General features: G+C 46.2%; 18 protein-coding genes. 1 reads left to right on the forward strand and 17 read right to left on the reverse strand.

The window, feature by feature from the left end:
- Nucleotides 1-18: 18 nt before the first annotated feature.
- From ACTQ16_RS10910 to ACTQ16_RS10925, 4 genes are all read right to left on the reverse strand, one after another.
- The gene (locus ACTQ16_RS10910; protein ID WP_441937398.1) at nt 19-2,619 is read right to left on the reverse strand and encodes an SLBB domain-containing protein; all 2,601 of its coding nucleotides are present in this window, start codon (nt 2,617-2,619) and stop codon (nt 19-21) included.
- A 43-nt stretch (nt 2,620-2,662) separates the two neighbouring features.
- The gene (locus ACTQ16_RS10915; protein WP_153125993.1) at nt 2,663-3,205 is read right to left on the reverse strand and encodes a hypothetical protein; all 543 of its coding nucleotides are present in this window, start codon (nt 3,203-3,205) and stop codon (nt 2,663-2,665) included.
- 182 nt (nt 3,206-3,387) lie between these two features.
- Nucleotides 3,388-6,966 (reverse strand): pyruvate:ferredoxin (flavodoxin) oxidoreductase, encoded by a 3,579-nt coding sequence (gene nifJ / locus ACTQ16_RS10920; protein ID WP_441937400.1) that lies wholly within the window; start codon nt 6,964-6,966, stop codon nt 3,388-3,390.
- 62 nt (nt 6,967-7,028) lie between these two features.
- Nucleotides 7,029-8,219 (reverse strand): ATP-binding protein, encoded by a 1,191-nt coding sequence (locus ACTQ16_RS10925; RefSeq protein ID WP_153125994.1) that lies wholly within the window; start codon nt 8,217-8,219, stop codon nt 7,029-7,031.
- 169 nt (nt 8,220-8,388) lie between these two features.
- Between ACTQ16_RS10925 and ACTQ16_RS10930 the strand changes: the two genes are divergently transcribed.
- A complete protein-coding gene (locus ACTQ16_RS10930) occupies nt 8,389-9,519 on the forward strand; it encodes a hypothetical protein (RefSeq protein ID WP_441937402.1) in 1,131 nt (376 codons plus the stop codon).
- 241 nt (nt 9,520-9,760) lie between these two features.
- Here ACTQ16_RS10930 and ACTQ16_RS10935 read toward each other — a convergent pair whose 3' ends face one another.
- The 13 genes from ACTQ16_RS10935 to ACTQ16_RS10995 form a co-directional block, all read right to left on the reverse strand.
- Complete coding sequence (locus tag ACTQ16_RS10935; RefSeq protein WP_441937403.1) at nt 9,761-10,198, reverse strand: PepSY-like domain-containing protein; 438 nt, start codon at nt 10,196-10,198, stop codon at nt 9,761-9,763.
- A 356-nt stretch (nt 10,199-10,554) separates the two neighbouring features.
- Nucleotides 10,555-11,364, reverse strand: coding sequence for a carboxymuconolactone decarboxylase family protein (locus ACTQ16_RS10940; RefSeq protein ID WP_441937404.1), 810 nt, complete (start codon nt 11,362-11,364; stop codon nt 10,555-10,557).
- A gap of 81 nt (nt 11,365-11,445) precedes the next feature.
- Nucleotides 11,446-12,348 (reverse strand): helix-turn-helix domain-containing protein, encoded by a 903-nt coding sequence (locus ACTQ16_RS10945; protein ID WP_441937405.1) that lies wholly within the window; start codon nt 12,346-12,348, stop codon nt 11,446-11,448.
- 148 nt (nt 12,349-12,496) lie between these two features.
- Nucleotides 12,497-13,012 carry a GNAT family N-acetyltransferase gene (locus ACTQ16_RS10950; protein ID WP_441937407.1) on the reverse strand — a complete coding sequence of 172 codons (516 nt, stop codon included), beginning with the start codon at nt 13,010-13,012 and terminating at the stop codon, nt 12,497-12,499.
- An 87-nt stretch (nt 13,013-13,099) separates the two neighbouring features.
- A complete protein-coding gene (locus ACTQ16_RS10955; RefSeq protein WP_294972514.1) occupies nt 13,100-13,255 on the reverse strand; it encodes a DUF1294 domain-containing protein in 156 nt (51 codons plus the stop codon).
- 194 nt (nt 13,256-13,449) lie between these two features.
- A complete protein-coding gene (locus ACTQ16_RS10960; RefSeq protein WP_441937409.1) occupies nt 13,450-14,130 on the reverse strand; it encodes a DNA alkylation repair protein in 681 nt (226 codons plus the stop codon).
- A gap of 2 nt (nt 14,131-14,132) precedes the next feature.
- Entirely contained in the window at nt 14,133-14,801 is a 669-nt protein-coding gene (locus ACTQ16_RS10965; protein ID WP_337946789.1) for an AlkZ-related protein, read from the reverse strand.
- Nucleotides 14,802-14,842: 41 nt separating this feature from the next.
- Nucleotides 14,843-15,583, reverse strand: a complete 741-nt coding sequence (locus ACTQ16_RS10970; RefSeq protein WP_337946787.1) for a YczE/YyaS/YitT family protein — start codon at nt 15,581-15,583, stop codon at nt 14,843-14,845.
- Nucleotides 15,584-15,823: a hypothetical protein gene (locus ACTQ16_RS10975; RefSeq protein ID WP_134843386.1), complete on the reverse strand. Its 240-nt coding sequence runs from the start codon at nt 15,821-15,823 to the stop codon at nt 15,584-15,586.
- Nucleotides 15,824-16,864, reverse strand: a complete 1,041-nt coding sequence (locus ACTQ16_RS10980) for a winged helix DNA-binding domain-containing protein (RefSeq protein WP_441937412.1) — start codon at nt 16,862-16,864, stop codon at nt 15,824-15,826.
- 28 nt (nt 16,865-16,892) lie between these two features.
- Nucleotides 16,893-17,456 carry a flavin reductase family protein gene (locus ACTQ16_RS10985; RefSeq protein WP_441937414.1) on the reverse strand — a complete coding sequence of 188 codons (564 nt, stop codon included), beginning with the start codon at nt 17,454-17,456 and terminating at the stop codon, nt 16,893-16,895.
- Between the two features lie 23 nt (nt 17,457-17,479).
- Nucleotides 17,480-17,755, reverse strand: coding sequence for a DUF1294 domain-containing protein (locus ACTQ16_RS10990; protein WP_337946784.1), 276 nt, complete (start codon nt 17,753-17,755; stop codon nt 17,480-17,482).
- Between the two features lie 27 nt (nt 17,756-17,782).
- Nucleotides 17,783-18,160: a YccF domain-containing protein gene (locus tag ACTQ16_RS10995; RefSeq protein ID WP_119237595.1), complete on the reverse strand. Its 378-nt coding sequence runs from the start codon at nt 18,158-18,160 to the stop codon at nt 17,783-17,785.
- Between the last annotated feature and the right edge of the window lies 1 nt (nt 18,161).

The raw sequence follows: 18,161 nt of genomic DNA on the forward strand, positions 1-18,161 counted from the left end.
CGTTTATGTTAATCGTCATTACTTGCTCAGATTAGCTATCGTCGCAATCATGGCTGCGATGCTACTCATGCTTGTACCCAGACTCATGGTTTCTGCAACGCTCATCTTGCGCTTCATCTTGGCAGGTATTACTATCTCGCAGCCTGGCTGAACCTTGGTACCATGTCCCACCTTGGCTACCTTGCCGTTCATGTAGATGATGTAGGATTTGCTCTTGTAGGCGTCTGATGCATAGCCACCAGCTTCGGCAATGTACTTGGATACGCTCTTGCCCTTCTCGTAGGCAACTGTGTTGGCGTACATCACAGCGCCGTTGATCTTGACCGTACCGTTATATTGAGGCACAACCAGACGGTCACCTTCCCTGAGGATGATGTCTGCATCTGAGCCAGGCTTGTTCAACGCTTCTTCCAAATCAATACCAACAGGATATTCTTCCGGCACATTGAACTTCAGAAGATCCGCGTCCTTGGCTTCCTTTGCTGTCTGCGTGATGGCGCTAGCATTGTTGCTGCTGGCAGCCAGTTGCAGAAGATTTTTCTGCTGCTGTTCACGTTGCATTTTCAGGACGGCTTCCATACGAGCTTTTTCGGCTTCGTTTGCCTTACGCATCAGGCGGGCACCCTTGATATAGGCTTGCTCGGTTGCGCCACCAGCTCTATGGAAGAGATCACTGAGGCGCACATTGCGACGGCTCAAAGTATAAGTGCCACCAAACATCACCTCACCCTCAATCTTTACGTTCTGCTGTTCTGCATAGGCAGGACTCTTGCGAATGCTTACCTCGTCAAAAGGCATCAGCTTGAAGCCCGGAGTTCCGTCAATGACAAAACCGTCCTTCAAAGACAGAATATAGGTCTGCGCAATGATGCTGTCGGGCGCTGTTGCCTTAGCATCGCTTACTCGTCTGCTTACCATCACGTTAACCGTTGAAGCCTTGTCAGTCAAGCCTCCAGCCTGGAGTACGAAGTCTTCAACTGTTTCATTCTCAGCATATTTGTAGACACCAGGATACTGCACTTCGCCACGTATGGTCAGGGTGCGCTCTGTGGTCTTGTCCTGTCGGGTAGGGATGAAGAGTACATCGTTTTCCTTCAATGGAATGTCCGGAGTGTTGCCTGCCATGATTCCGGCTAAATCCACGCTGATTACTTCCAGGTTGCGGTCTGCCTTCATGCGATGCATTACGGCTCTGTTGGTGAATGCATCTTCTGTGAGTCCTTCTGCATGCTCTATCAGTGAACGGACGCTGTTTACCTGTTCTCCAAGGTTGTACATTCCAGGGCGGAACACGGCACCCTTTACCTCTACGGTGTTGGCATAACGAGGCAGAATGGAATCTACGCTTACTGAGTCGCCATCATCAATGCGGAAGTTGGCAAAATCAAACTCTTCTACGTTATATACGGATTTTTCCCTTCCGGTCTTGCGGTTCACGCGGACAGATTTTCTGTAAGCATCTCCAGCAAAGCCTCCGGAATATTTTAGAAGGGAGTTGACGCTCTCATTCTTCTTCATCTCATAAATCATCGGGCGCTTTACCTTACCCGTAATGGTTACGAGACAATCGTATGGACCAACGACGATGACGTCATTATCTGCCAGTCTTACATTGCCCGTAAGCTTGCCATTGAGGATGTAATCATAGATGTCTACAACCGTTACAAGGCGGTTGTTACGATAAACCTTGATGTTGCGCAAGGTTCCCAGGTCGTTTGTTCCTCCTGCCATATAGAGTGCATGGAACACGGTGGCAAAGGCTGAGAGGGTGTAGGTTCCCGGTGCCTTTACCTCGCCCATCACGTTAACCATGATGGTCTTAGTTTGCCCAACTGTCAGTTTCACCCGGCTTGAACGGTAGCGGCTTCCCAGAGTGTTGCGGAGTCGGGCATTAGCCTGGGCTACGGTAAGACCACTTACGTTTACTGGTCCATAACCCTCGATAGTTACTTCTCCATCAGGAGAAACTGTGCTCTGAATGGTTTTCTGTGAAGCTCCATAGATGTCAATGATGACAGCATCACCAGGTCCCAGACGATAGTTCTGTGGGGTAGCGATGTTCATATTCGGTTCGAAACTCAATTCCTTGTTGTTGAAGATGTCACGACCGAAAACCTTCTTGCGGTTCTTTTCCTTTTCAGCAAGAAGGCGCTTGAGCATCAGGGTAGAATCAGGGATGATGAAATCCATCTCATTCTGAAAATCCATGAATTCCGCATCATTTTCATCGTAAGAACGCTTGAAATTTTCATCCTCTTTTGCCTTTATGCGATAATTGCTGTAGTTTTCTGCCTTTTTGTTGACATGATTGTAATCTTCTCTCCTTTTTCCGTTGTTCGTACGAAGGCGTGTTGCGTCCTTGCCGGCAATCTCTTCAGAGGCTCCGGCAATACCGCCTTGTTTCATCTGTCGTTCATACTTATTGCGAACGCGTCGGATTTGCGAAATGTCAACGCCTTGCTGCATCAGCTTGGTTACGATTTGGGCATTGGATGTTCCGCGCTCATGTTCCTTTACAACATATTTCATCACCTGATCATCAGTCATAGACGATGATTGGGCGTATATTGTATTTGCAGAAAAAGCTAGCAAAAGTGCCAGGATGATATATTTCTTCATTCTCAATTTATTATCAGTGTTTATGATTCTCCTTTGATTAGGATTATGCCAGTTGGGTCATGTGATAACCCAGGTCCTTCAGCTCCATGGCAATACCCATGAGATACATTTGGTGAAGGGCCGCAATAAAGCCTCTGAAAGCTTCCTCGGTTCCTGGCTGCAGATTCTGATGAATCAGCAGGTGGAAGGTGCGGGCAGCGCATTCGGCTACGATGGCAGACAGTTCCTTGTGCTTTGCTTCATCAAGGAGGAGAACTTTCTCGCAGATATAGTCGTCCATGTGGTCGAAGTCGATACGGTCTCTGAGATATTTGTAGTGGTCTTCTACCTTGCCGTAGAGTTCCCAATCTTCATCCCAATACTTCGCCAGAGCCATTCCTACGAACATGATCCAGCCCAGGCTGACGGTAGGATATTTGTTAAACTCCCGCAGTGCATCCGGAAGATAGCTTTCTCCAACCTTTGCCCAGAGTTGTTCCAAGTCAGGAGCTTCTGGCAGATGCTGGTCTACAAGGTCTTTACTAGTAAGATATTGATAAAGATCATTCTTGATGATTTCTTCTACATTTATTTTATTATTTTCCATTGTCGTTTCTATTTTTCTTGCAAAGATACATTATTTTTATGAAACAAGCAACTATTTATTTCATTTTTTAGGATAGGGTGGTTATATTACTTCGATTATGCATAATATTATTAAAAAAGCCTTGGTTGCAAAAATGCAACCAAGGCCCGTATGTTTAGAACTTAAAGTTTTTTTTGATAATACTAGATCTGCTCGCTCCAGTCCTCCTGGCTCTTACGAACGTAAGTCTGGTAACGGAGCTTAGCCATCTTCTCTGCCTGAGAGAAGAGCTCATCAGCCTCCTTAGGGAATGCCTTCTGTACAGAGAGGTAACGAACCTCACCGAGCAAGAAGTCGCGGAAGTTCTCCCAGTTTGGAGCCTTAGAGTCGAGTGTGAATGGGTTCTTACCCTCATCAGCCAACAGTGGGTTGTAACGCCACAAGTGCCAGTAACCGCACTCAACAGCCAACTCTTCCTCGTGCTGTGAACGACCCATACCGCCCTTACGCTTCAAACCGTGGTTGATACATGGTGCGTAAGCGATGATGAGTGATGGGCCTGGATAAGCCTCAGCCTCGCGGATAGCCTTCAATGTCTGAGCATTGTCAGCACCCATAGCTACCTGAGCTACGTAGATGTAACCGTATGTAGTCTGCATCAAACCGAGATCCTTCTTACGGATACGCTTACCCTGAGCAGCGAACTGTGCGATAGCACCGAGAGGTGTTGACTTAGAAGACTGACCACCAGTGTTAGAGTAAACCTCAGTATCGAGTACCAAGATGTTAACATCCTCACCAGAAGCCAATACGTGGTCGAGACCACCATAACCGATATCATAAGAAGCACCATCACCACCGATGATCCACTGTGAACGCTTAACGAGGTAGTGATCCAAAGTCTTGAGCTCCTTGCAGATAGGGCAACCCTTCTCAGCGCCGGCAGCGATGAGAGGCTTCAACTCTGCAGCAGCCTCCTTAGAACCCTCAGAATCGTTCATGTTAGCAACCCACTTGTCAGCAGCTGCTACGAACTCAGCAGGAACATGCTCCTGAGCCTTAGCCTCCTCGAGCAAGTGAGCGATGCGCTCCTTCATCTTCTTGTTACCCATTACCATACCGAGACCGAACTCGCAGAAGTCCTCGAACAATGAGTTGTCGAATGCAGGACCCTGACCCTTAGCGTTCTTTGTATATGGAGTAGATGGGATAGAAGCTGAGTAGATAGAAGAACAACCAGTAGCGTTAGCAATCATCTGACGGTCACCGAAGAGCTGAGAAATCAACTTAACGTATGGAGTCTCACCACAACCAGAGCAAGCACCAGAGAACTCGAACAATGGCTGAGCGAACTGAGAGTTCTTAGGGCTCTGCTTGATGTCTACGAGATCCTGCTTAGAAGCTACCTTGTGTACGAGGTACTCCCAGTTAGCTGCTTCCTTGACCATATCCTCTGCGTCTACGTTGAATGGAACCATTGTCAACGCCTTCTCACCCTTCTTACCTGGGCAGACGTCAGCACAGTTACCACAACCAAGACAGTCGAGTACTGAAGCCTCGATGCGGAAGTGCATTCCAGCCAAAGCCTTAGGTGCCTTAACATCCTGAGTTGCGAGACCCTCGATGCCTGCGAGCTCCTCGTCGGTCAATACGAATGGACGGATAGCTGCGTGAGGACAAACGAATGAACACTTGTTACACTGGATACAGTTCTCTACGTTCCATACTGGTACGAATGCTTCAACACCACGCTTCTCGAATGCTGCAGTACCGTTCTGCCATGTACCGTCAACTGTGTTGTGCTTAACGAAGTCAGAAACCTTCAAGAGGTCACCTGCCTGGCCGTTGATAGGACGAACGAGCTCCTTAACGAATGCTGGAGCGTTATCCTCCTTAGCCTCATCGTCAGCGAGGTTAGCCCAAGCTGGATCTACTGTCAACTGCTTGTACTCACCACCACGGTCAACAGCGCCGAAGTTCTTGTCAACAACGTCCTGACCCTTCTTAGAGTAAGACTTAACGATGAATGCCTTCATCTGCTCTACAGCGAGATCCAAAGGAATAACCTCTGTGATACGGAAGAATGCAGACTGGAGGATGGTGTTGGTACGGTTACCGAGACCAATCTCCTGAGCAATCTTAGTTGCGTTGATATAGTAAACAGTGATGTTGTTCTGAGCGAAGTAACGCTTTACCTTGTTAGGGATGAAGTTAACCAACTCCTCACCATCGAAGATAGTGTTCAACAGGAAGAAACCGTTCTTACGCAAACCACGAGTTACATCGTACATGTGGAGGTAAGCCTGTACGTGGCAAGCTACGAAGTTAGGAGTATTTACCTGATAAGCACTGTGGATAGGGCTGTCGCCGAAACGCAAGTGAGAGCAGGTGAAACCACCAGACTTCTTAGAGTCGTAAGAGAAGTATGCCTGGCAATACTTGTTGGTATTGTTACCGATAATCTGAACTGAGTTCTTGTTCGCACCAACAGTACCGTCAGCACCCAAACCATAGAACTTAGCCTCGAACAAGTCGTCGCCACCCATTGGGATTTCCTCCTCTTCTGGGAGAGAAGTGAATGTAACGTCATCAACGATACCTACAGTGAAGTGGTTCTTTGGCTGTGGCAACTCGAGGTTCTTGAATACAGCAACAATCTTAGCTGGAGTTGTATCAGAAGAACCGAGACCGTAGCGACCGCCAACGATCAATGGCTTGCGCTCGTCATCGTAGAGAGCTGACTTAACGTCGAGGTACAATGGCTCACCCTCTGCACCTGGCTCCTTAGTACGGTCGAGAACAGCGATACGCTTAACGGTAGCTGGGATAGTCTTCTTCAGGAAGTCAACAGAGAATGGACGGAAGAGGTGAACTGCAACCATACCAACCTTCTTGCCCTGCTTGTTCAAGTAGTCGATAGCCTCGCGAGCTGGCTCTGTAGCAGAACCCATCAGGATGATGATGTTCTCTGCATCCTCAGCACCATAGTAGTTGAAGAGGTGATACTCACGACCAGTGATCTTAGTCATCTCCTGGCAGTACTTCTCTACAACCTCAGGGATTGCATCGTAGTAAGGGTTGCAAGCCTCACGGTGAGTGAAGAATGTCTCTGGGTTCTCAGCGGTACCGCGAGTAACAGGACGCTCAGGAGTCAAAGCACGGTTACGGAAGTCCTCGATGAACTCTTCCTTAACCAATGGACGGATGTCTTCCATATCCATCTCCTCGATCTTGTGGTACTCGTGAGAAGTACGGAAACCGTCGAAGAAGTTAACGAAAGGAACCTTTGTCTCCAATGTAGCCAAGTGAGGAACTGCAGAGAGGTCCATAACCTCCTGAACAGAACCTGAGCAGAACATAGCGAAGCCAGTCTGGCGGCAAGCCATTACGTCCTGGTGGTCACCGAAGATACAAAGTGAGTGAGAAGCCAATGTACGAGCTGATACGTTGAACACGCAAGGGAGCAACTCACCAGCAATCTTGTACATGTTAGGAATCATCAGCAACAAACCCTGAGAAGCAGTGTAAGTTGAAGTCAAGGCACCAGCCTGGAGAGAACCGTGAACTGCACCGGCAGCACCAGCCTCAGATTCCATTTCCTGGATAGAAACTCGCTGACCGAAAAGGTTCTTACGACCTTTGGCAGCCCATTCATCTACATGCTCCGCCATTGGTGATGATGGAGTAATAGGGTAGATAGCAGCAACCTCAGTAAACATGTAGCTTACATGTGCGGCAGCTGTGTTACCATCACAAGTGATAAATTTTTTCTCTTTTGCCATTTTACTTTTAGATAAAATATTAAAAATGTTTTGTATTTAATTCTTCTTTCGAAAATTCTTTTTTAGTACAGAAATCCCAGAAGCCACAAAGGAATCTTGTTGTCCTTGCCTACCTCGGTATTGTATCGGGCGTAGATGATGTCGGGATTATTGCGCATCTTATTAGAAGATTGAGCGTCGCAGATTCTGAACCGCTTCTCACCGTCAACAGTATAGTAATGGTCCTTACCTGCCTGGTGCACTACGTGGTCTTTCCAAAGAGAGTTGACAAAGAAAGTTTCCATAACTTCCTGCTTGTCAATCTGTATCGGATAGATTGCGTACATCAGATTGGAATTGTGCATCATCACCTTGGTCGGTTTCTTCGGGAAGTCCTGACCTTCCGGATAGATCATGTTGATGAGTCGTGCGTCGGCCAGATACTTGATGTAGTTCATGACCGTTGCTCTGCTCGTATTGATGCTATCGGCAAGCTGGCTTACGTTTGGAGCTTTGGCTCCTTCCACTGCCAGCTGGTAGAACAGACGCTTTATCTTGGTAAGATATTTCAGTTCTATCTGCTTGATGAGGAGGATGTCCACCTCTGTCATCATGTTCATTGTCTTTAGTAGATTCTCTGTGAAGTTTCTGTGCTCCAGAAAGAATGGATAAAAACCGTGGTGCAAGTAGTCCTGAAAATACTTCATCGGACTCACCTTCGGCAATATCTGCTTGATGATGTGCTCATGGTTGCGGAGGATATCGTCCAGTTCGTATGGCTGGAAATTGTTACCCGTCTGCAGATTGATGAATTCTCTGAACGAGAATCCTCTCAGATTGTAACTCTTTACCACGCCGTTCAGTTCCGGGTTCTCTTCCTTCAGTCGCATTACGCTGGAACCGGTGAAAACAATTTTCAGTTCTGGATAGAGGTCATAGCACTTTCTGAGTTCCTTGCTCCAGTCGGGCTGTTTGAAAACCTGATCTATGAGCAGTGTTCTGCCGCCTTGCTTCACGAAATCGCCTGCAAAATCTGCAATGCCTCTACTCTGGAAATAGAAATTGTTCATGTTTACATACAGGCACTTGCGGTCGGTAGGGCCAAAGTGCTCTTTGGCATACTGGAGGAGGAAGGTAGACTTGCCTACGCCTCTTGTTCCCTTTATGCCTATCATGCGGTCGCTCCAGTCTATTTCGTCCATCAAGGTACGTCTTACTGGGGCGTTCGTATGCTCTACGAGGTATGTATGTGTTCTGAAGAATGCTTCTTCCATGAGTTGTCTTTTATTACTTTTTTGTTTTATGATGCAAAGGTAATTAATTATTTCTAATTTGCAAAGTCTAGATAGCAAAAAGTAATTTTTTTTATTTTATTTAGCACTATTCTAAGTAAAATTGGTCTGATTTTGCAGTTTTTCAACGATTTATTTATAACTTTGCAGCATGAAACTACATATCTTCAATCCAGAACACGATTTGGCTTTGGCCTCAAATTTGCGTCAGTTTACTGCTCCACATGCAGGACGCCAACTCAGGAGTGACCTTTCCTTCATCCCTGCTTTATGGGCTGATGAAGGTGATTTGGTCTTGGTCGATGACATAGATAATGCCCGTGACAAGGTGCGCCATCTTGGAGGTGATCTTGTTGATAAGGTTGAGTTTATCACTAAAGTTCAGTTAGCACATTTTATCAAGACGGAATTTCTTGACAGCGTTCATCCCTGGGGATGGGATTTGAGCCTGAAGGGCGAGCTGGAACACATCGGAATACCGGAAATAGCCTTGCCGGGCGATGCTATATTAAATAAGGTACGCGCGTTAAGCAGTCGCCAATGGGCTGCAGAGCATCTTCAGAGCGGGGTTAGGTTTGTCCCGTCCGTGGCAGAGGTGAAGTCTCTCGTCAGGGAGTGGGGCAAGGCTGTCATCAAGGCTCCCTGGAGCAGCAGTGGCAGGGGAGTGCGCTTCGTTTCTGCTGATGAATTCAGGGAAGGCAGCGATTATCCGTCTTTCGAAAGATGGGTGGGTAATATTATTTACCGCCAGGGTGGAGTTACCGTTGAGCCTTATTATAATAAGGTGATGGATTTCGGCATGGAGTTTGAAATGGTGGATGGCAAGGTGCTCTATCGTGGCTTGTCGCTTTTCGACACCATCAAGAATGCTTATTCGGGAAATGTTCTCTGCCTGGAAGACAAGAAGGTGGAGATGATGGCTCGTTACGTCAGCCCGGAGCGATTGCTGAAGATTCGCCAGCATGTCATTGACGTGATGGAGCCAGCCCTGAAGGGAATCTATAGTGGTCCGTTTGGGGTGGATATGATGATTTATGCCAAGGAACAGAATCTTCCGGCTTCTGATGGTGCTTCTTCTGATGTGCAGGATGATTTCGGAGTGAACGAATGCATAGAGGTCAATCTGCGCAGAACGATGGGGCATGTAGCCATCGATTTGGCAGATTATCTTCAGAAGAGTTTTTCCGAGCTCAATCAACTGATGCGTGTAGAATTTGACGGCAACCGCTATCATCTGCGCGTCCTGCCCGGTCAGCCATCAGCAGAAGCCCCGCTTCATTAAGCGGGAACTTCTGCTTGATGAATATTTGCACAAATGCAGATCATTTAGTCATCTAATAGATTTCAACAATATCTGCTGCATGAAGCACCTTCAGACCACCGATTTTTATAAAATGAAAATCCCCACCAACCATCCGCATCCTTACCGGAATGGGAAAGTTGGTGGGGTTCATCAGATGAAGGTCACCACATTTTTTCGGGTGAACCTTTTGAAAACAATCCGTCAATATCGGGTTGTCTCATCAGTCTATGTCGATTACCTGGAAATGCTTGTTGAAGGTTAAATCCAACCCATTTGCCAATTCCACTTCGTATTCATTCTTGTTCATTTCAATCTTCTTTACCGATTGCGCTGGATAATTCTCCTTCAGGTAGTTCCTGATGGCCTGCGGAATCAGCTTGGCTGGCACTTTTCCCTGCTTGCAGTCAATCTCTGTGAGATTGCCTTTCTTATCAAATTCCAGCTTGGTTCCGTTCTGCAGAACCACATCATAGCTCTTGTTGATAACCCCCGTCTCAATGGTAGCAAGCATCACCTTCTGATTGTTGAAATGGTTGCTGAGTAAGGTTTGAGCCTTTACCGGGAGTGCATTAACGGCGATTGGCTTGTCATTGCCTGCATTTGCTGACATATTGCATGATAGTATGCAGCAAATGGCTATCATCAAAATTCTTATCATTCTTTTCATAAACCACAAAATTTAAAAGTTTATAATTTCTATTTGCGATGAATGTCTGAACATCATTATCTGAACATCATACAGAAATTAGACGCAGATCATCCGCAAAGGTTTAAAATAGATATTCTTTCTTTCGCTTTTTCCTTTCTATTTCTCTTCTCCTGCTACATCTTTAATCAAATATCAAACGGTTAAATCTCGTTAATGCAATAAACCTTTTCAAGTTTTATAAATCAAAAGAAATAGTTTTGGTAGAAACCATGATGCTTTCGTGTGGCGTTAGGGTCCGCTAGGCGATCCTGCGGATTTGCGTATCTCCCTAACGCCTAGCGGACTTGCAAACCAGTATTACGGACTTATACCACAGCACCTGCTGCCCTGTTAGAGTGTGTGGAGCTTACTTGCGAAAGTTCTGTCTTGTTATATTCCTCATCGCTCACAGCTTCCTGCCACTCGTTGGATGTGTTCTCGCCAGGTATTTCAAAGGCGAGGTGGGCAAACCAGCTGTCTGTTGCAGCACCATGCCAATGCTTCACGTTGGCAGGAATATGGATGACTGTGCCGGGGAGGATTTCCTGCGCAGGCTTTCCTTCCTCCTGATACCAGCCACGTCCGGCTACACCTACCAGCATTTGTCCGCCGCCCTTTGTGGCGTGGTGCGTGTGCCAGTTGTTACGGCAACCAGGCTCAAAGGTAACATTGAAGAAAGGTATCTGACTGTCAGATATTTGTGCCAGATAACTGTTGCCTTTGAAGTATTTGGCATAAGCGGTGTTGGCTTCGCCAATAGGGAATATCATCTCGCGCTGGAAAGCAGCCTTAGCGTCTTCTCCTTTCACATCTTCGTTCCATACCTCTTTTGCCAGATTGAAGGCAGCCCAGGCCTTTGGCCAGCCTGCGTAGAAGGCGATGTGAGTAATAATCTCTGCCGCTTCCGTGCGGGTAATTCCGTTATTCTTTGCCGACTGCAAGTGATATTTCAGCGAGTTGTCGGTGATTCCTTGGCTGATGAGCGAAGTGATTGTTACCAAACTGCGGTCGCGCAATGAAAGCAGGTCATTGCGGCTCCATACTTCTCCGAAGAGAATGTCGTCGTTGAGGTGGGCGAACTCCGGCGCAAACTCACCCAGCTGGGTGCGCCCTGCTGTCTGTACTATTTTCTTCATTGTATTATATTTTTAAATTCTTCTCCAGAAAACATCTTCGATGTAAAAAATAATAGTTATTCTATATATGCTTCCTTGTATTTATGCAGTCTTGCGGTACTCGCTTGGAGTCTTTCCCGTCTGTGCCTTGAAAAAGCGGACGAAGTGCTGAGAATATTCAAAGCCGAGGCGCTGGCTGACTTGCATAATGGTTAAGGTTTCATCTACAAGTAGTTGACGGGCTGCAGAAAGCAGTCGGTCGTTGATCAGACTCTTTGCGGTTCTGCCAGTCTCTGTCTTGACTAATTCACCGAAATATTTGGTAGAATAGCAGCATTTGTCGGCAAAGTAGGCTACGGTAGGCAGCCCTTCACGCATTGCTTCATGGGCAATGTATTCATCGAGCAGAGAGATGAACTTCTTTACCACCGAATGATTTATCTCCTCGCGTGTGATAAACTGTCGGTCGTAGAAGCGCAGGCAGTAGTTCAGCAGCAACTCGATGTTTGAAACGATGAGTTCACGCGAATGCCTATCTATAGGATGCTCGAGTTCCTGCTTGATCATTGAGAGCACGTCACGGAAGATGTTTACCTCGGCTGCGGATAGATGTAGAGCTTCGTTGCTTGTATAGTCGAAGAACTCATAGCGGGAGATGTTCTTGCCAAGCTGGGTGCGGTTGAGCAACTCGGGATGGAAAGCCAATACCGTGTATTTTGCAAGCGGTACTCCAGGAATGGGTTCAACCTTAATCGACTGCCCTGGAGCAAACGAGGTTACGGTCATCTCGTCAAAATCATATTCTGTTCTGCCGTATGACAATTTGCAGCCCTTGTTTTCCTTCAGAAAGAGGGCGTAAAGTCCGTAGTGATGCACAGCCGCCTCTATAGGAGAGGTGTTTTCTACACGCACAACACTTATCAGGGGATGAAGCGTTTTCACCCCTATAAAGTCGTTGTAATCCTGTATGGTATTAAAGAATAATTCCTTCATAATCCTATCCATTTTAAACTTTTGCAAAGATAATGCAAATGAGCGCAATGAAAGCTTGCTTTCAAATTGCCGAGTGCAGTTTATCTTCTGCAAAGATACGCATATTCTACCAAAGAGCTTATACCTATTTTTCGGAAGTTATTACCTTTATAGGAGTTTTTTATCCTTTGTACTTAAATACTTTAACCATATCCTTGTCGCCACCCACAAGTTGGCTGCATCGGTTCAGCATTCCGGTGTCTGAGAAACCGCATTTCTCCATAACTCTTCCCGAAGCTGGATTCCCAGTGAAATGGTCTGCCCAGATGTTTTCGAAATGCTTCTCGTTGATGCAGTAGTCGAGCATCAGCTTCAAGGCTTCGGTGCAGATTCCCTTGTTCCAAAAAGGCTTTCCTACCCAATAGCCCACCTCGCAGTCGTTTTCTCCGATAGGGATGTTGCTGGTTTCATGGGTGTAGTAGCCGATGCAGCCGATAGCCTCGCCAGTCTCTTTCCATATGATTGCCCATGTCGTATCGTTATGGAAGAAAGTCCGGATAATCTCACGACTTTCCTCTACAGACTTATGTGCTGGCCATCCTGCTCGTGGTCCAACATTAGGGTCTGAGGCGTACTTGAAGAGCGCCTCTGCATCCGATTCTTGCCAATGGCGAAGTAAAATTCTTTCTGTTTCCATCAGATTATATCAATGTTTTGCATTTTATTTACTATGTGCACTTACCCCAGCCAGTCGGTAAAGATAAGTATACATTCGTGCACCTTCTCAAAGAATTTCCCTATCCGGCGCTTGATGCCCTTCCAAAATATCCCATTCTTTGTAATGCTCATATACTTCGTTCTTTAATTTGAATTTCTTGTGCATTGTCTTATGGTGCCAGACTTTCATTCCCATCCATGCCCCGATGCTGCAAAAATACAAAAAATATTCAGAAAAGTGATTATATGGATGGATTTTGTTTGCAGGGCGAACTTGATTTAACCTTATTTATAAGCTAGAGAGGCATTGAGGGACAACTTGGGGACATCTTGAATAACCGGAAATCCTTAATGACCTTAATGACCGTGACCTTAATGACCGGAAAACGGCCCTAACATTTGTCGCTTGTGTCATAATTATTTTATCTTCAATGTCCGCAGATATTCTTTTTGCTCGGGCGTGATTCTGTTGCTCTCAATGGACTTCTGGATGGTCTTGTTGTGCGTCCAGGAAGCAAGGCGGTTTTGCTCGATGTAGGGAATTGTCTGGTCCCATTGCTTGGCAAGGGCGGTGGCGAAGAACCAGGCTACCATCATTTTTACGTAATACTCTTCGCTCCTTACTGATGCTGGAATTTTAAGACATTCTGCATTGAAGTCTTTATCAAGGTAATGAGACATAAGTGTCTCTATTCCAAAACGACAAGTATAAACGTGTGATGATTTACTCCAAGTCTTGATCTTCGCCAACAGCTCCTCCTTGTGTTTGGCAAACACCTTCGGAGACATGATGTCGCAAACCGCCCAGTTATCCACGAATGGCAGGAATCTGTCTGTAAGACGGATGCATTCCTCGTAGTTCTTTACTTCGGAAACGAGGAGTCCGTGAAGCATATTCTCATCGTAGTATTCGTGAGGAAGCTGCTGAAGGAATTTCTCGCATTCAGCCTCCTTTGTAAATTCTTTTGCGAACTTGCGAAGCACAGGCACACGAATGCCTATGAAACTCTCCACAGGCACTCCCGGTGTCAGTTTGGCCAGGAAAGCAGCATACTGCTTATCCTGCATGGCGAACAGTCTTTCTTGAAGTGAAGTCATTTTTATCCTATTAATTTAATAATCTGTTTATCCGAAGCATCAGGCAGGATTTCTTTCAGATGCTCGAAAATCCTCTGATAAGATTCCTGGGGAGTGCGATAGCATTGGCAAGCCTCCCTGCCATAGAGATCTTCGGGAGTGTTGAGCAGCGACCATCCCCAGCCATATTCGTGATTGTGCTTGTCATGAGGATAGATGAAATCTTCGGTCACGATGTAAGTCGCCATTTCCAGTCGGGTGAGAAAACCGTCAAACTTGCTTCTCATTCCCTTGCCCGTGAAACCACAGGCTGCCCGAAGTTCTCTCGTGATGAGACTGCCCGATGATTGAAGCGTACTGAGAATGGCTCCTTCTATCGATTCTTCATCCGGACGGGGGTATTTGCTTCTTCTGTAGTTGCAGAAGTCAGGCCACCATTCCTGGCTGATGAATCCTGCTTTCTTGTTGAAGAACTTTCCGTACATACATGGCATTTCCTGCACAATCTCGCCCTTCCATTTCCAAAGCGGCCAGTCCCAGCCGCCTTCAGGAAGTCTTACGTAACCGCAATCCTCCGCCACGATGTCTTCGGCAGAGAATCCTTCAATGCCGCTATCAAGGAGAGGGAGGAAGCCGATTTTCTGAATCAGCTCCATCATGCCTGTTGCTGAATATATTTCTGGAAAATTCATGTTCATCTATTTTTATCCGTTGAACTTAAATAATCTTGACGTTACATCTGTCTTCTTATGTATCGTGCCAGTCCGTAAACATATCTTCGGCAACCTGGACGATAGTGGAGCAGGCGGTCGAACCATGCAAGATGTTTGTTGAATAGGCGAACTGTAACACCTACATAGACCATGGCGAAGAGCGTTCCGATGCCCACGATCTCCCATTTCCATGAACCGAGAAGCAGGAAACAGAACAAGACGGCCAAGACCACGAGCGTGATGTCCACCCGAATCTTGGCTTTAGGGAAAGGCCAGCCGGTAACCTTGTGAATGGCGATGGAAATGCCCTCGCCAGGCATGGTTACTGAGCCGCACTTCACCTCCATGGCAATTCCGAAACCGAGGATGGTGCAACCGGCAATCTGCACAAGGGCATTGACCAGGATATTTTCTGAAACCATCCACTGTGTAAGCACCATATTGAGGTCTATGAACATTCCGAAGATAAAGCCGATAGCGAGCTGGAAGAGTTGCACCCACTCGAAGTTTCTTCTCAGAATCAGAATCTGCAGCACCACGAAGATCGCATTCATCATGATGGTGTAGCCGCCGATAGTCCATCCTGGGATGTAATCAAGCATCTTTCCTGCCGAAGCCATCACGTAAGGGATGGTGGAAATAACGCTTGAACCTAACTGACTTCGCACACATGCTGCGACTCCGAAAGTCATTACATAGAGCGAAACGAGCAGCAGAACATGCTGCCATACAAAAGATATAACTTCTTCTTTCTTAATCATTTATATTATTTTCTTAATCAATTCGTTCAGTTTGTCTTCTCTGATAATCTTCGGCTGAGCCTTGCCAGCAAGAATGAGAATCTTCTTGCCGTTACGATAGATATGAAGCTGTCGTGAGCGAACCGCGGCAGTCAACTCCTCATCGTTCTGCATGGCTTGCCAGATAGGATAATATACTCCCTCAGGTTCAAACAACTTCTTTTGAAGATGCGAGCAGAGGTTTGTTGTATCAATAGTCATTTATTTCTTCTTTATCGTTCCATTAAATATTTTCCATTGCTTCTCAAATGACAAATCTTTTTCTGTCGAATCAAAGTAACTGATGTTGAGATTTTTCTCCCAAGGATTCCAGTTGCCGCAAATTCTGCCATCATGGGCGATAACAGAAAAGAAAATGCCATTATTAGTGTATGCAGACGGCATTTGATGTGGATGGATTACTAATTCCCGGCTTTTATAACCAATCAGATATTCATCAAAGGGAGCTATCAGATGAGTCTTTCCTCTTCTGAATCCACGTGTTCGACATGATTCATGCAGGTAGAACTGATAGTCTTTCCATTTTTCAACCCTCAGTTCTGAACCAAGCAACTCAATGCCTCGTTGGCAATCAGAAGTGCTCAGTCCTGACCACCAGACATAATCTTCGAATGTGGCTGGCGAATGGCTCTGAAAATATTTTCTTGCCAGAAGCATCAGCATTTCATCACGTTCCAGCCTGGCTGTTCTTGGAACCTTCTTTTCCGTGAGACTGTATGTCGCCTTTGTAGGAAGAAGATTGCCGCTGCAGAAAGTACCGTTCAATTCGTTAAAGCGAATGTGGTAGGATAGGCGATGTTTGTCCATGATGATGCCCTTTTCGAGCAAAGCCTCGTTCAGGTCTTTGCTTGTTACAGACTGCATCTCATCGGTTTTTTGAACAAATATCTCGTGAATCAGATTGAACTCAGAATCATCGATGCTGATTTTATTACTCTTCATCCATCCTTTTACAACAGAAGTTGCCTTAGGTGAAATCAGGTCCAGCATCCACCAATAGTCTTCATTTGAAACCAGTTGCCAAGTGCCACGCAGCAGGTGAAGACGGACTATCTCACCCTCATCGTATGCATTCTTGAATGCGAAGGAAGAAGGTTTGCGAGTACGCATCATCACAGCCCATCTTACCATCCGGTAATCCTGGGCTTGCATGGCTCCCAAATGAGACACCACCTTTTGGGGAGTATCAAATTGAGGGCAGATGAGCTGCTGCGAAAGCAGGCGTATTGCTATTGGATTCATTGTTTCTGAGTCGTTAAAATTACGTTGATTATTTCAAAGCCTTGCCGTCGGAGAAAGCGTTTCCGACTTTCTCGCCCAGCTGGATATAGCCGTGATGAATAGGGTCGAAAACAATCAGATCCATTTTCTCCATGTCTGGATTTCCGTCTTCTGCCAGATACTTTTCATCCACAAGAATATTGACGATTTCGGCAACGAGATAATAGCCGGTTTCGCTTTCGTCATATTTCTCCTTGATGCGGCACTCCAGGGTCATTGGGAAATCGGTGAACACAGGAGCGTTGACCATAGTCGCCTTCTCGATGTTCCATCCCGTCTTTTCCATCTTCTTCGGGTCGTTCTTGGCAGAAACAATGCCCACGAAATCAGAAGCCACCATGGTTTTCTTGGTAGCGAAGGCAACGGTAAACTCACCGCCAAGCTTCAGGTTGTCTGTGGTGACGTGATTTCCCATCGAGATCATAATCTCCTTCATGTCCCACTGTCCTGCCCAGGCAGCGTTCATTGCGTTGGCAACTCCATTCTTATTATATGTGCCGATAATCAGCACTGGCTGTGGTGCAAACCACGGCTTTGGTGCAAAACTTTTCATATAATTCGTACTTTATATTGTTATTATTTCATGTGTAAATACGCCATCAGCGCAATCTGTATCAGCAGAATAGCAGGAATGCCGTATTTGAATTTCTTGTGCATCGTCTTATGGTGCCAGACTTTCATTCCCATCCATGCCCCGATGCTTCCTCCAAGAACAGCCAGCAACAAAAGCGTGGCTTCAGGAATACGCCACTTGGCTTTCTTCGCCTTGTATTTGTCAATGCCGTACACGATGAATGCAACTGCATTGATAGCAAGGAGATAGTAGGCGAGGCAACTGTGTAATGTGTTCATATCCTTCGACTTCTTTTTCTTATTTCTTTAAAATCCCAACTCCACATCCTTGCCGAATGGTGCGAGCGAAAGCCCGGCCATCTTGAAATGCTGTTTACCCCAAGGAATGCCGATGATGGTGATACATAAGAGAAAGCCGAAGAACAGATGCATGAGGCAAGCCCACAATCCCCCGAAAATCAGCCAGAGTAAATTCAGCGGAATGCGAATGCAACCAGTTGGACTATTCGTTTCTCTTACCGTAGAACCAAAAGGCCATAGGCAGAGCAGACCAATCTTGAATGTCTGTATCGCAAAGGGAATGCCGATGATGGTACATGCAAGAGCCAGACTTCCGGTAAAATAACCGATGGCAGCTTCGAGACCTCCGAAGAGCCACCAAAGTAAGTTTCCTATTATGCGCATA

Source organism: Prevotella sp. LCP21S3_D2, from assembly GCF_052118345.1.
Classification (GTDB): domain Bacteria; phylum Bacteroidota; class Bacteroidia; order Bacteroidales; family Bacteroidaceae; genus Prevotella.